The organism is uncultured Dokdonia sp. (genome assembly GCF_947492535.1).
Lineage (GTDB): Bacteria > Bacteroidota > Bacteroidia > Flavobacteriales > Flavobacteriaceae > Dokdonia.
Window position 1 is genome coordinate 1 of the sequence record NZ_CANLNH010000018.1, and the last position, 14,639, is coordinate 14,639.

Annotated in this window: 11 protein-coding genes; 3 read left to right on the plus strand and 8 right to left on the minus strand. The window is 34.5% G+C overall.

What is annotated here, in order from left to right; all coding sequences use genetic code 11:
• Nucleotides 1-367: 367 nt before the first annotated feature.
• The 8 genes from secA to Q1A60_RS18750 form a co-directional block, all read right to left on the minus strand.
• Nucleotides 368-3,730: a preprotein translocase subunit SecA gene (secA, locus tag Q1A60_RS18715; RefSeq protein WP_299768746.1), complete on the minus strand. Its 3,363-nt coding sequence runs from the start codon at nucleotides 3,728-3,730 to the stop codon at nucleotides 368-370.
• A gap of 100 nt (nucleotides 3,731-3,830) precedes the next feature.
• The gene (locus Q1A60_RS18720) at nucleotides 3,831-4,052 is read right to left on the minus strand and encodes a DUF2795 domain-containing protein (RefSeq protein ID WP_013751528.1); all 222 of its coding nucleotides are present in this window, start codon (nucleotides 4,050-4,052) and stop codon (nucleotides 3,831-3,833) included.
• A 173-nt stretch (nucleotides 4,053-4,225) separates the two neighbouring features.
• Nucleotides 4,226-4,801: a cob(I)yrinic acid a,c-diamide adenosyltransferase gene (locus Q1A60_RS18725; RefSeq protein WP_299768749.1), complete on the minus strand. Its 576-nt coding sequence runs from the start codon at nucleotides 4,799-4,801 to the stop codon at nucleotides 4,226-4,228.
• 196 nt (nucleotides 4,802-4,997) lie between these two features.
• Entirely contained in the window at nucleotides 4,998-5,177 is a 180-nt protein-coding gene (locus Q1A60_RS18730) for a hypothetical protein (RefSeq protein WP_299768752.1), read from the minus strand.
• Nucleotides 5,178-5,248: 71 nt separating this feature from the next.
• Nucleotides 5,249-6,337 carry a pentapeptide repeat-containing protein gene (locus Q1A60_RS18735; RefSeq protein ID WP_299768755.1) on the minus strand — a complete coding sequence of 363 codons (1,089 nt, stop codon included), beginning with the start codon at nucleotides 6,335-6,337 and terminating at the stop codon, nucleotides 5,249-5,251.
• Between the two features lie 120 nt (nucleotides 6,338-6,457).
• The gene (locus Q1A60_RS18740) at nucleotides 6,458-7,147 is read right to left on the minus strand and encodes an ABC transporter ATP-binding protein (protein ID WP_299768758.1); all 690 of its coding nucleotides are present in this window, start codon (nucleotides 7,145-7,147) and stop codon (nucleotides 6,458-6,460) included.
• 261 nt (nucleotides 7,148-7,408) lie between these two features.
• Nucleotides 7,409-8,179 carry a class I SAM-dependent methyltransferase gene (locus tag Q1A60_RS18745; protein WP_299768761.1) on the minus strand — a complete coding sequence of 257 codons (771 nt, stop codon included), beginning with the start codon at nucleotides 8,177-8,179 and terminating at the stop codon, nucleotides 7,409-7,411.
• 165 nt (nucleotides 8,180-8,344) lie between these two features.
• A complete protein-coding gene (locus Q1A60_RS18750) occupies nucleotides 8,345-10,258 on the minus strand; it encodes an ABC-F family ATP-binding cassette domain-containing protein (protein ID WP_299768764.1) in 1,914 nt (637 codons plus the stop codon).
• A gap of 234 nt (nucleotides 10,259-10,492) precedes the next feature.
• Between Q1A60_RS18750 and Q1A60_RS18755 the strand changes: the two genes are divergently transcribed.
• The 3 genes from Q1A60_RS18755 to Q1A60_RS18765 are packed head-to-tail and all read left to right on the plus strand — an operon-like array spanning nucleotide 10,493 to nucleotide 14,638.
• The gene (locus tag Q1A60_RS18755) at nucleotides 10,493-11,284 is read left to right on the plus strand and encodes a polysaccharide biosynthesis/export family protein (protein ID WP_299768767.1); all 792 of its coding nucleotides are present in this window, start codon (nucleotides 10,493-10,495) and stop codon (nucleotides 11,282-11,284) included.
• 3 nt (nucleotides 11,285-11,287) lie between these two features.
• The gene (locus tag Q1A60_RS18760) at nucleotides 11,288-13,747 is read left to right on the plus strand and encodes a polysaccharide biosynthesis tyrosine autokinase (protein ID WP_299768770.1); all 2,460 of its coding nucleotides are present in this window, start codon (nucleotides 11,288-11,290) and stop codon (nucleotides 13,745-13,747) included.
• Nucleotides 13,748-13,768: 21 nt separating this feature from the next.
• On the plus strand, nucleotides 13,769-14,638 hold the full coding sequence (locus Q1A60_RS18765; protein ID WP_299768914.1) for an ABC transporter permease: 870 nt from the start codon (nucleotides 13,769-13,771) through the stop codon (nucleotides 14,636-14,638).
• Nucleotide 14,639: the final 1 nt, after the last annotated feature.

Consider the following 14,639-nt stretch of genomic DNA (forward strand, 5'->3'; position numbering starts at 1 on the left):
TAGGAGTTTAGGAGTTTAGAAAAGATATATAAGATACGATTATAGTAATTTATATTGAAGTATTTAATAATAAGATTCCCTTTTTCAAGGGAATGAAATAGACTATGTGAGGTAATTGAGTGATTTTCGCGAAAAGCGAAAATAGTATCGAAATTACCGACTGGAAATAGAGTAATACTCTAAAATAGAATGTTACTCTATTTAATGTTTTAAAAAAGCTTCTTCCCTTGGAGAGGGAAGGTAACTGTATCGAGGTGACGAGATACAGACGGAAGGGAGAGGAAAGCCCCTTAATTCTCGAAAAGGGAAATAAAAAAAGAGACTATTAATAAAATAGTCTCTTTAATAACGTGTATTCTCTAAAAAATTACTCTTCTACAAGTACCCACTGTCCTTTTGCAATGAGGGGTTCTGCTTGTTTGTATTTGACTTCTTTGTTTTCTCCTGTCATTACATTTTTAATAGTGACACGATCGTTACGTCCTATTTTTGGACGATCACGTACAATAGTCTCTGTGACTTGCTGTTGCTGAGGTTGTGTGTTACCAGCTGCTCTCGCTTGCGCAGAACGCTCATCCATATTAGGAATTTCTTCTTTAGACGTCTCTAATTGTTCTTTTGGACGTCTCACTTTTCCTGCATCTGCAACTTGTTGCTGGTTTCCTTGAGGGATTTCTCCTTTAAATAAGAAAGAGATCACTTCTTTATTTACTTTATCAATCATTACTTTGAAAAGTTCGAAGGCTTCAAACTTGTAGATTAATAAAGGATCTTTTTGTTCGTGAACAGCTAATTGTACACTTTGTTTTAATTCATCCATTTTACGTAAATGCGTTTTCCAAGCATCATCGATAATGGCAAGTGTAATATTCTTTTCGAAGTCAGTTACTAGTTGTTTTCCTTCAGATTCGTAGGCATCTTTAAGATTTGTGACAACACGTAATTCTTTTGTTCCATCTGTAAAAGGAACGACGATACGCTCAAAATTACTAGCAGGATCTTCATATACTCTTTTAATAATAGGAAGTGCAAGATCTGCATTACGCGTCATTTTATCTTTATAATGATCAAATGCGGCATGGTATACTTTGTCTGTGATGTCTTTCGCCGAAAGGCTACCAAAATCAGATTGAGAGATAGGACTACTCATAGAGAAGTAGCGTATTAACTCAAATTCAAAGTTTTTAAAGTCCTGTGCTTGCTTATTAGCTTCTACAATAACTTCAGAAGTATCATAGATCATATTGGCTAAATCTACGCGTAAACGCTCTCCATGTAGGGCATGACGACGACGTTTGTAAACCACCTCACGCTGTGCATTCATCACATCATCATACTCAAGTAATCGCTTACGAACACCGAAGTTATTTTCTTCTACTTTTTTCTGCGCACGTTCTATAGATTTAGAAATCATACCATGTTGTATCACTTCTCCTTCTTTAAGACCCATACGGTCCATCATCTTAGCGATACGCTCACTTCCGAAAAGACGCATTAGATTGTCTTCTAACGACACATAAAATTGCGAACTTCCTGGATCTCCCTGACGTCCCGAACGACCACGTAACTGTCTGTCTACACGACGTGAATCATGGCGTTCTGTACCTATGATGGCAAGTCCTCCAGCATCTTTTACTTGATCAGAAAGTTTAATGTCAGTACCACGCCCTGCCATGTTTGTTGCAATGGTTACAATACCGGCGTTACCAGCTTCGGCAACAATATCTGCTTCTTTTTTGTGAAGCTTTGCGTTCAGTACATTATGTGGCACTTTACGTATGGTAAGCATACGACTCAGTAACTCAGAAATTTCTACAGAGGTGGTTCCAATAAGAACAGGCCTTCCTGCATTAGAAAGTTGTGTTACTTCTTCTATAACTGCGTTGTATTTTTCACGTTTTGTTTTATAAACAAGATCATCTCTATCTTTACGAGCAATAGGTCTATTTGTTGGGATTTCAATAACATCTAATTTGTAGATTTCCCAAAGTTCTCCAGCTTCTGTAATCGCAGTACCTGTCATACCAGATAATTTACGATACATACGGAAGTAATTCTGTAATGTTACGGTAGCAAATGTTTGTGTAGCATCTTCAATTTTTACATTCTCTTTTGCTTCAATTGCTTGATGAAGGCCATCACTATAACGGCGCCCGTCCATGATACGTCCTGTTTGCTCATCGACGATCATTACTTTGTTTTCCATCACAACATACTCCGTATCTTTTTCAAAAAGCGTATAGGCTTTTAGTAACTGGTTCATGGTATGAATACGTTCTGACTTTACGCTAAATTCACGGAAGAGTTCTTCTTTTTCTTCAGCTTCTTGTTCGGGTGTAAGTCCTTTTTCTTCAATTTTAGAAATCTCCATCCCCATTTCTGGCATCACAAAGAAGTTTGGGTCTTCTGCTCCAGAAAGGTATTCTATTCCGCGATCGGCAAGTTCGATTTGATTATTCTTCTCATCAATAGTGAAGTATAATTCTGCATCAATCTTAGGCATCTCACGATTATTATCTTGCATGTAGAAGTTTTCTGTCTTTTGTAATAATTGACGAATTCCTTCTTCACTTAGATATTTAATAAGTGCTTTGTTTTTTGGAAGACCACGATATACACGTAGTAATTGTACGCCTCCTTCTTTCGTATCTCCAGCAGCAATTAATTTTTTTGCCTCTGCAAGTGTTCCAACTAATTGTTGGCGTTGTATAGAAACTAATTTTTCTATTTGTGGTTTTAGAGCATCAAATTCATGGACATCTCCTTTTGGTACAGGTCCAGAAATAATAAGCGGTGTACGAGCATCATCTACAAGTACCGAGTCAACTTCATCTACAATAGCATAATTGTGAGGACGTTGTACTAAGTCATCTGGCGCATGTGACATATTATCACGTAAGTAATCAAAACCAAATTCATTGTTGGTACCATAGGTAATATCTGCGGCATACGCTGCACGACGTTCTGGACTATTCGGTCTGTGATAATCGATACAGTCTATCGTCAATCCATGGAATTGAAAAATTGGAGCCATCCATGCGCTATCACGTTTTGCTAAGTAATCATTTACAGTTACTAAGTGAACTCCATTACCCGTAAGCGCATTAAGATATACAGGTAAGGTAGCCACAAGTGTTTTACCTTCTCCTGTTTGCATTTCGGCAATTTTACCTTGATGCATGGCAACACCTCCAATAAGCTGCACATCATAGTGGATCATATCCCAAGTAACTTCTTTACCTGCAGCATCCCAACTATTTGCCCATATGGCTTTATCACCATTTAGAGTCACATACTCTTTAGTACCACTTAAGAGTCTGTCATATTCTGAGGCAGTCACTTCTAGTGAAGTATTATGAGTAAAACGTTTTGCTGTTTCTTTAACAACAGCAAAAGCTTCAGGAAGAATGTCATTTAATGTTTTTTCAGAAACCGTATATGATTCGTCTTTTAAGCCATCTATTTGTGTGTAGATTTCTTCTCTATGATCTATATCTTCGGTAGTTTCTGCTTCAGATTGTAATGCTGAGATACGATCGTTTATCTCTTGTAATGCATCAGCAAGACGTTTTTTAAATTCGACAGTCTTTCCTCTTAACTCGTCTAAGGAAATAGCTTCAAACTCACTTTCGTATGACTTGATCTTATCTACAATAGGTGTAATAGCCCCAACATCTTGTTTAGACTTATCACCTACAAATACTTTTAATACTTTGTCTAATAATCCCATAATATATGGTGTCTGTTATGTGTAATTTATAAACATCAAATTTACTCAAAAAAAAAGCCTCTATGCGAGACTTTTTATAGTGTTTTAACGTAATGTTTTATTAATATTCATCTTCGTTCCAGAGATAATCTTCATCAGAAGGATAATCTGGCCAAATCTCTTCGATTGAATCATAAGAGTCACCTTCATCTTCAATTGCTTGTAGATTTTCAACTACTTCTAGAGGTGCTCCAGTTCTTATCGCATAATCGATCAATTCATCTTTTGTTGCCGGCCAAGGTGCATCACTTAAATACGAAGCTAGTTCTAATGTCCAGTACATATCAAATATGTTTTTAAATTTTGTGCAAAAATAATTTTTCTAAGCAGAAAACCAAGTGAAATGACGATTATTTCAAAATAAATTTAAGAACGTATATATCAGAGGCATGTCAGTACGGCTATAATTCTTACTTGGGAGCACTGTTTTTGCTTGATGGATAGCAGGGGTATTCTTTATTCTATTTTTTTCGGGATCCATTTGATCTCGTCTGCTTGTAAGTCATGGGACAACTTCCGTGCCAGTACAAAAAGGTAGTCAGAAAGTCTGTTTAGGTACTTTAAAGTATACTCGTCAAAAGGTTCTGCTTCATAAAGTGCTGTGGCTAAACGCTCTGCTCTACGGCATACACAGCGAGCTATGTGACAATATGACACTGTTGTGTGTCCGCCAGGCAATACAAAATGTGTCATGGGAGGTAAATGATCATTCATGGTATCCATCTCTGTTTCTAGAAGTGTGATATCTTCTTCATCTACACGAGGGATATTAAGCCTGTCTTTTCCATTTTTTAATGTCATTTTCTCTGGATCGGTTGCAAGAACCGCCCCTACCGTAAAAAGTCTATCTTGTATATGTACTAGAATTTCTTTGCTTCTAGGATCAATCTCTTGATCACGTATGAGTCCTATATGAGAATTAAGTTCGTCTACAGTTCCATAGCTATCTATTCTAATATGATGTTTAGGAACACGTGTGCCTCCAAAAAGTGCTGTGGTTCCTTTATCTCCTGTTTTTGTGTATATTTTCATTACTACTCGCGAAGGCGAGTATCTTATCTCGCTATCGACTTTTTATAGAAAGGGATACATCATGTATACCTTAGATTAATAGTTGTTCGTTTTTATGAGTTTTCCGTCTTCACGGAAAATTTTTGAATTTCTTTTTCACTTTCCTAATATTCCTAGTCCTAAATAAAATTCAAATACGCGTGTTATCCAGCACATCTTATTCTTCTTTGTTTTTTCTTTTTGCTTCGTAATTGTCTTTGAAATTACGTCTCTTGCGGTGATATAGTTTGTCTTTATTTCGCTTATTATTTGCAAAAACAACCATAAATAGAACAGCAAGTCCTATAAAGACAACAAATATTTGTGTGGTTGTAGATAATGAATCGAAGAATTTCATGACATTATTTTGTATGTGAATAAGGTACTGCGCTTATAAGAAATTTGCAAACTTTTAAAGAGCTTTGAGTTTTAATTTTTTATACGTTCTACAACATAATATTCAGTGTCAAATTCATTTTTACGAGGACCTTTAATTGTATACATATTTGCGATTTCTTCTGCTCCAATAACATTCCATTTTTTTAAATTCTCTATCCAGTCTTTTGATGCTACGTGTGCATTTTGAAGAGATACTCCACTGAGGTTTGTATTTTCTAAAGTAGCATTTTCTAAAAAGGCATCATCGAGAATAGCATCTGTTAAATTTGCATGATCTAGTTGTGCAAATCGTACATCGGTATGTGTAAGATTTGCTTTCCCAAGTTTTGAATAACTGAGGTTTACTTTGTAGAGATTTGCATTTTTGAGATTAGATTGCCATAAATCTGCTCCTTGGAAGTCTGAGAAAGGCATATCTATATTTTCTAGCGATACACCAAACAGATTTGCATCTTTAAGGTATATATTATTAAAAGATGCAGTAAAGATTTCTTGCATACTCTTATTACTTATATCACTATGGATCAGTGCTAATAAAAATTGCCCTTTTTCAGGACTTAGTGGCTCGGTAAGTTGCTCTCCTTCCAGAAACTTATAAGGTCTAAACCCATACATTAATGATTTTATACGGGCTGTAGTAGATTGTGTAAGATTTTTAGAATCATAAAGTTCTTCGTGCACAATGTCTAACACATTATCCATTAGAAATACAAGATTGTTACGTCTACTTGCCTCTTCTAGATATACTTGTTGTTGTATTTTTTGGTTTTGCCGTTCTAGTTTTTGATTTTGTTGGAATAAAATAGTTGTTTGTACAAGGAGTACAAGTGCAGGAATCACAGCAAATAACAGCGTGAAAAGTCCGATACGAGTTAATCGTTTTGCGATACTCGCAGAAAGTTGTGCAAATGATTTTTTAGAAACATTTGGGAGCTCTTCAAAAACAATATTAAAACTATTTTTTAAATCAGCACCCGCCCATATACCAACACCTTTTATAGATGCTTTTAAGAGTCTGTCTTTGTTTTGATTTTGTTTAGATGAAATTTCATCTAATCTTTTTTTTAAGTCTTTATTCTCTTGTAGAATGTGCTGGATATTTTCTTCCGAAAGATTCATGCTGGTTATTTCCAGCTAAAAGTAGTGTACTTTTAGAAAATTTGAAAGTAATGTATAAAGCTAGGGTACGCTTTCGCGAAAGCGTATAAAGAAAAAATATATTTCAAGGAAAGCAAGGAGTTACTTTTTATTTCTCACATCACTCTCTATAATACCATCTCGTAAGCGTATGACACGGTGTGCATGTTCTGCAATTTCTTCTTCGTGCGTAACTAGGATAACGGTATTTCCAGCGGCATGAATTTCATCAAACAAGGCCATGATCTCTACAGATGTTTTTGAATCTAGGTTTCCTGTAGGCTCATCTGCTAGAATAATAGAAGGTTTATTTACTAAGGCTCTACCTACGGCTACACGCTGGCGTTGACCTCCAGAAAGTTGATTAGGTTTATGATCCATACGATCTGCAAGACCTACATCAGTAAGTACCTCTTCGGCACGTTTGCGACGATCTGTTTTGGAAGATCCTGCATATACCATGGGTAAGGCTACATTATCTAACGCTGTAGTACGCGGAAGTAAATTAAATGTTTGAAAAACAAAACCTATTTCTGTATTACGTACATCAGCAAGTTCATCATCAGACATGCTACTCACATCACGATTATTGAGAATATAGCTACCAGACGTAGGCGTGTCTAAGCATCCTAAAAGATTCATTAAAGTAGATTTTCCAGAACCTGATGGCCCCATAAATGCTACATACTCACCTTTATCAATATCTAAATCAATACCCTTAAGTACGTATACAATTTCACTTCCTAATCGAAAGTTTCTTCGAATATCTCGAATCTTAATCAAATTACTCATACTATGTAATTACTGTATTGTTATTTGAGGAATAACAAATGGTTTTGCTATTAGAAGACTAAAGTAAAGGATTGTTACAAGTTTGCCTATAATAATTTCGCTTAAAGCGAAAAAACATAAAGAATGAATCAATAAGAAAGCATGTTTAATTGTTATAAACATGCTATTCCCTTTACATAGTCTATAAAAAGTATGATGTAGAAATAATGGGAATCAACCTATTTGAGAATAGAGTTGAAGAGTATTTTGTTTCCTCAATATTTATAACCTAATAGAAAAATGCTCTTTGTGTTGCTCTTTTCTAAAGAAAACAAAGCCTACCCAGAAACAGTCTATCGTTACTGTAACTTCTGGAAGTTCTTTAATTTCATTCCACGCCTTTGTCATTTCTGATGACCAATGAATGTCATCAAAAACCCAGACTGTTTCATTGGTAGTAGTTACTACTAAATCTTGCGCATATTGTAAGGTAGCTTCTCTGGAATGATTGCCATCAAAATAAATGAGATCATAGGTGTTATCTTGAATTTTTTTTATGCTTTCGCTAAACTCTCCAATGATGATTTCTATATCTGGATGCTTAAAATCCTGAAGATGTGTTTTTGCAATTTTAGCCGTTTCAGGACACCCTTCTAAACTTGTGAGTTGTGCCTTTCTATGAGATGCTAAAGCAATAGTACCCATACCAAGAGAGGTGCCAATTTCTAATATATGGTTAGGAGAAAAATACTGAACTATACGTTGTATAAGTTGCATACGGTTTAACGTAGCGCCTGCATATTTGGCAATTTTTTTTACTTTTCTTTTGTTGGACGAAAAGACACGTGATCCAGCGCCATAATCTGTCACTGAGATTGTTTGATTGTTTTTTAAAAGTGTATTTCTATACGTTTTTAAAAGTTCATAAGTATCTTTATTTGTGTTGCTTTTGAGACACTTTTTTTCAAATGAAAACACAAAAGGGGAGTGTATCCCGTGAAGATGGAAGGTAGTAGGAAGCCATTTAAGATATGTTATGAGTTGGTGTAACACTATCTATTGTTTCATTTTTATATTTCTCAAACCTTAAATCCAATATTTATGTTCTCAGTTGTGGTTTATAATTTACAACGAGAGGGAGTTTGTAATTTTTTTTATTTTAACACTTAACACTTAACACTTAACACTTAACACTTAACACTTAACACTTAACACTAGTCATTCTTCCATTTTTGCAGAGAGTTCAAACCAGCGTTCTTCTTTAGTTTCGAGAGCTGTTATAATTTTTTCTAAAGCGGTAGATGCTTCTGTGATTTGATCTTGTGTTAAATCTGGATTTAAGAATTCCTTTTCTTTTTCAGTTTTATCTCTTTCTAGCTGTGCAATTTCACGTTCTAATTTTGTGTGTTCTTTTTGCTCTTGATACGTTAGTTTGCCAGCATGTTGCTTTTCTTTCCATGACTTAGTTTCTGTTGAAGAAGAAGTCTCTGTCGCATTTGCAATTATTTTTTGATTACTAACTTTAGTTGCTGTGTCTGTATTGTTAAAACTTACATTCCCTTCATATGTACGATAGTCTGAATAATTTCCTGGAAAATTATCAATAATGGCATTCCCTTTAAAGACAAAAAGATGATCTACAATCTTATCCATAAAGTAACGATCGTGAGATACTACAACAAGACATCCTGGGAAATCCAATAAAAAGTTTTCAAGTACATTTAAGGTAACGACATCAAGATCGTTTGTTGGTTCATCCAGTATTAGAAAATTTGGGTTCTGTATAAAAACAGTACATAAGTATAAACGTCTGCGTTCACCACCGCTTAATTTTTCTACAAAATCATATTGCTTTTTTGCATCAAAAAGGAAACGTTCTAATAATTGTCCTGCCGAGATAATTCTTCCTTTTTTAAGAGGAATAAAATCACCAAATTCTTTAATAACATCAATTACTTTTTGACCTGGTTTGATATCGATTCCTTTTTGAGTATAATACCCAAATTTTACAGTGTCTCCTACAATGACCTTCCCCGCATCTGCAGGCAAAGCACCCGTCATAATATTAAGAAATGTAGATTTGCCAGTTCCATTTTTTCCTATAACTCCAATACGCTCTCCTGTTTTAAACACGTACTCGAACTGATTCAGTATTTTTAAATCTCCAAAAGCTTTACTTACTTTATGGAATTCAAGAATTTTACTTCCCAAACGCTCCATATTAATTTCTAATTGGACTTGATGGTCATTTCGTCGCTGACTCGCCTTTTCTTTGATTTTATGAAAATCATCTATACGAGATTTTGATTTTGTAGTACGCGCTTTAGGTTGACGACGCATCCATGCAAGTTCTTTTTTGTAAAGTAATTTTGTTTTTGCTAATTCAGTAGATTCATTTGCGAGACGCATTTCTTTGTTCTCAAGATAGTATGCATAATTTCCTTTGTAACTATATAGTTTTCCTTGATCAAGCTCTATGATTTCATTACATACATTTTCTAAAAAATACCGATCATGCGTAACCATAAAAATGGTGAGATTTTCTTTCTTAAAATAGTCTTCTAGCCATTCGATCATTTCAAGATCTAAATGGTTTGTAGGCTCATCAAGAATAACTAAATCAGGTTTACTAAGAAGAAGCGAAGCTAGTGCGAGACGTTTTTTTTGTCCTCCACTTAATAAGGCTACTTTTCTATCTAGATCGTGTAGTTTTAATTTTGATAGTATCTGTTTGTATTGTGTTTCAAAATCCCAAGCATCCATTGCATCCATGGCTTCAAATGCTTTTTGGTAAGAGTCTTGATCTTCTGGGTTTGCTAATGCTTTTTCATAAGCAGCAATTGTTTTGACAATTTGATTGTCACCCGTAAATATGGTTTCTTCTATCGTAAGCGAAGGAGATAAATTAGGCTCTTGTGGTAAGTAAGAGATCGTAATTCCTTTGCGAGATACTACTTGGCCACTATCTGTTTCTTCTAGTCCTGCTATAATTTGTAGCATGGAAGTTTTTCCAGTTCCATTTTTTGCTACAAAACCTATTTTTTGATCTTTATTAATGCCAAAGGAGATGTCTTTAAATAAGGCATGTTCTCCAAATGATTTTGATATTTGCTCAACCGAAAGGTAATTCAATGTATGTTGTTTTGAAGGATGAATACAACCTTGCTAAGGGTAATTCAAGTTAGTTGTTTTTAGGCGTTAAAATACGCGCTTTTTTGATGTTGCTAAAATACCTAATCTATAGATAGGATTACAAATAATCGCAATTCCTTTTTAGAAAATAGCAAGACAATATGCGTTAAAGCTCTATGAAAGTTTCATTATTAACGATGAACGCCTATATTTGCTATTCATAACCTTAACCTGATGAAATACCCAGCTGTGCTTTTATTGCTCGTTATCCTTGCGAGCATTTCTTCTTGTATCCCTACTAAAAAGCTTACGTATCTTCAAGAAAATACTAAGAAAGCTAATGATAGCCTTATAAGTTTACATTTACAACAACAACCCTATAGGGTTCAGGTAGGTGATGTGTTAAGTGTCCGTTTAAAGGCTTTAGATCAGGAGCTTGTAGAATTTTTTAATCCTATTGGATCAGGGTCTACCAGCCTAGATGAAGGATATTATTATGATGGATTTGCTGTAGATAGACATGGGAATATACGGATGCCTACCCTTGGAGAACTAAATGTATTAGGCCGTACTACAGAAGAAATACGTGGCATTGTAGAAGGGAAATTGTTGGAAGATTATTTTGAAGAAGAAGCTAATATTTTTGTAACAGTGAAGTTAGCAGGTATACGATATACGATGGTTGGAGAGATAGGAGGTCCAGGTGTTAAGACAGAACTTACAGAAAAACTATCTGTCATGCAGGCGATTGCAAACGCTGGAGATATTTCATTAACAGGAGATCGTACCGATGTTATTATTATACGGCAATATCCAGGAGGACAAAAAATACATCATATCGATTTAACGACTATCGATGCTATGAACTCTCCTTATTATTATATACAACCTAATGATATGATTGTGGTAAACCCATTACCGCAGAAGAGCTTAGGAGCAGGAACAACAGGGTTAGATACGTTTAGAACAATCCTTACCGTAGTAACCGCCCTTACCACAACGATATTATTATTTACACGTCTATAAATTATGGATGAAGATTTTGACATACAGGATTCAGGTAGTTTCTTTGACTTTAAGGGATTTCTTCTTAAAGTATTAAGTTTTTGGCCTCTTTTTGTAATCTGTTTAGGAATTGCATTTGGAGTTGCCTACAATAAAAATATACGTAAACAACCTGTATATAGACTTAGTAATATGATCTCTATTAAAGATGATCAAAATCCTTTATTTACTGGAAATACAAGTTTAGTGTTTAATTGGGGCGGGACCACTGATAAAGTACAAACGAGTATTATTCTTTTTAAATCTCGGACACATACAGAAAAAGTAGTTTCTTATTTACAGTATTATATCAGCTATTTACAACAAGGGAAATATAATTTAATTGATGTCTATGGAAAAACACCCTTTAAATTTAAACTAGACGATACACAAGAGCAATTATACGGCACACGTATTACGATAAAGGATATAGGAGACGGACTTTTTGAATTTACGATTCCTTTTACAAAGGATAAAGCACGAGTATACAATTATAGTACCCACAAATTTAATTATGTATCTGTTCCCACTCCTGAATTTAAAGAAACAGTAAAACTTGGAGATACCTTAAATTTCCCTTTTTTGAAAGGCGTTTTTGAATCTACAGAAGTACAACCTAGATCTGGAAGAGAATATTATGTTAGTTTTGGAAATTTTAATAGCACTGTAAAAAGATACCGAGGTATTTCTGTAGCACAAAACCCAAGAGGTTCTTCTATTTTAGAGTTAAGCCTTTCTGGAACTAATAAGTACCGTATTGTAGATTACTTAAATGCATCTGTTTTAGTTAGGGAAAAAGATCAATTAGAGCGTAAAAATTTATTTGCAACCAACACGATTAAGTTTATAGATAGTAGTCTGGTAGATCGTAATGAAGATTTGCAAGCTGTTATAAACGAACTTAATGAATTTAAAAATAATAATATAGATGTAGCTCTTAAAGGAGGGTCAGCTACTTTAACAGGAAAACTAAAACAGTACGATACTGAAAAAGAGGAATTAGAACAGCGGTTGTCTTATTATAAAATACTGGAAGATTATCTTACTTCAAGAACAGACTACACAAGTGTTCCTGCTCCTTCAGTGTCTGGAATAGAAGAAGCAAATATATCATCAAGTGTTAGTAAGATCATCGCATTGTCTGTAGAGCGTAGTGATTTACGATATTCTGCAAAAGAGAGTAATCCTAAGTTTAGAGAGATAGATCGAAGTATCAATGCAGAAAAAGAAGTGCTTCTAGAAAACATTGCTTCATCTACAAGTCTTATCAATAGGGAGATTCGAGACGTTAATCGTGACATAAGTATTGCCGAGTCAGAGTTACGTAAATTTCCAGAAGCAGAACAAAAACTCGCTAATATTCAGCGTAAATTTGCGTTAAGTGAAGGAGCTCGTAATCTGTATTTATCAAAACGAAGTGAAGCGACCATTATAAAAGCTTCTAATGTTTCGGATATACTCTATATAGATGAGGCAAAAGATGTAGGCGGTGGGCAAGTAGGCCCTAATACACGCCTTAATTATATCATAGCGGCTATTGTAGGAGGGGTAATTCCCCTTGTACTTGTATTTTTATTGGTATTTTTTAATACGAAGATTGGTAATCCAGATGAAATTAAGAAACTTTCAAAAATTCCTATTTTAGGAGTTGTAGGAAAGAGTAAGCATCGTAATAATTTAGTAGTACGTGACCGGTCTCGCTCAGCTATCGCAGAAGCCTTTCGTGGGATACGCTCAAGCTTACAGTTTATGTATCGTAAACAAGACATAGAAGGCGCAAAAACGGTATTGGTTACTTCTTCTGTAAGTGGAGAGGGAAAAACATTTACCTCTATTAATATAGCCTCTGTTTTCGCGTTAAGCGAAAAGAAAACCGTATTAGTAGGACTAGATTTACGTAAACCTAAAATCTTTGATGATTTTGATTTATCTAATGAAACGGGTGTTGTTAATTATTTGATAGGTCAAAATACCATTGACGAAATTAAACAAGAAAGTGGTATTCCTTGTTTAGATATCATACTATCGGGTCCTATCCCTCCTAATCCTTCAGAACTGTTACTAAGTGATGGTATGAAAGCGTTTATGGAAGAATTAAAAAAAACCTATGATTATATCATTTTAGATACACCTCCTGTAGGACTTGTGGCTGATGCTCTTGAAATTATGAATTATGCCGATGCTTCTTTATATATGATACGCCAAGGGTATACCAAAAAGGGAATGCTAGGATTGATTAATGAAAAATACGCAAAGGGAGAAGTGAAAAATGTGAGCTTTATCTTAAATTATTTTCAAACAAAAGGAAAATATGGCTATGGCTACGGGTATGGTTACGGCTATGGGTACGGCGCATATGGAAACGGGTATCATGAAGATATTAAGAGAGCGCCTTTTTTTAAACGTTGGCATAGAAAGATTAAAAAAATATTTAAAAAGAAGTAATTAAAGGCCCTTAAATATAAGATTTTGAATAAAACAGAAGACACAAAATGGTTGTATGAAATAAAGCCAAAAGGGAAATTTATAGATCTTAATTTTAAAGAGATATGGCGCTACCGTGACTTATTAGTTTTATTTATAAAACGAGATATTGTCACAGTATACAAACAGACTGTTTTAGGTCCTTTATGGTATTTAATACAACCGCTATTTACTTCGGTAATCTTTACCTTAGTGTTTAATAATGTAGCGGGAATAAAAATAGATGGAGCTCCTTCATTTCTTTTTAATCTTGCAGGGATTACTTTATGGACCTATTTTAAAGAGTGTCTTACAAATACATCAGTCACTTTTGCTACCAATGCAGGTCTATTTGGTAAAGTGTATTTTCCAAGGGTTATTTCTCCTTTATCTAGAATACTATCTGGTCTTTTTAAGTATGGTATACAACTTACGATATTTATAGTTTTCTTTCTCTATTATCTTTTGTACAAAGAAAAACCCATTAGTGTAGGAAGTACGATTTACTTATTGCCTATAGCCATTGCTACTGTTGCAATGTTTGGATTAGGAGTAGGAATGATCTTAAGCGCATTTGCTACAAAATATAGGGATGTTAAAATATTAATTTCTTTTGGAATGCAATTACTTTTGTATTTATCTGCCGTGATGTATCCTTTATCTTTAGTAAAAGAAAAACTATCAGATTATGCCTGGGTGGTTGAATATAATCCGATCGCGCAAGTTATAGAAGCGTATCGTTATATGTTATTAAACGTTGGTCAGGCAAATATGAGTGGCTTATGGATAAGTTTTGGCTTAAGTATTTTATTTGTTTTCTTGGGGCTTATTGTATTTAATAAGACAGAAAAAACCTTTATAGACACAGTGTAAT

Bases quoted from the DNA above. Each gene is read 5' to 3' on its own strand.
- secA (WP_299768746.1), bottom strand. From the start codon at position 3,730: ATGGGATTATTAGACAAAGTATTAAAAGTATTTGTAGGTGATAAGTCT.
- Q1A60_RS18720 (WP_013751528.1), bottom strand. From the start codon at position 4,052: ATGTACTGGACATTAGAACTAGCTTCGTATTTAAGTGATGCACCTTGG.
- Q1A60_RS18725 (WP_299768749.1), bottom strand. From the start codon at position 4,801: ATGAAAATATACACAAAAACAGGAGATAAAGGAACCACAGCACTTTTT.
- Q1A60_RS18730 (WP_299768752.1), bottom strand. From the start codon at position 5,177: ATGAAATTCTTCGATTCATTATCTACAACCACACAAATATTTGTTGTC.
- Q1A60_RS18735 (WP_299768755.1), bottom strand. From the start codon at position 6,337: ATGAATCTTTCGGAAGAAAATATCCAGCACATTCTACAAGAGAATAAA.
- Q1A60_RS18740 (WP_299768758.1), bottom strand. From the start codon at position 7,147: ATGAGTAATTTGATTAAGATTCGAGATATTCGAAGAAACTTTCGATTA.
- Q1A60_RS18755 (WP_299768767.1), top strand. From the start codon at position 10,493: ATGAAATACCCAGCTGTGCTTTTATTGCTCGTTATCCTTGCGAGCATT.
- Q1A60_RS18760 (WP_299768770.1), top strand. From the start codon at position 11,288: ATGGATGAAGATTTTGACATACAGGATTCAGGTAGTTTCTTTGACTTT.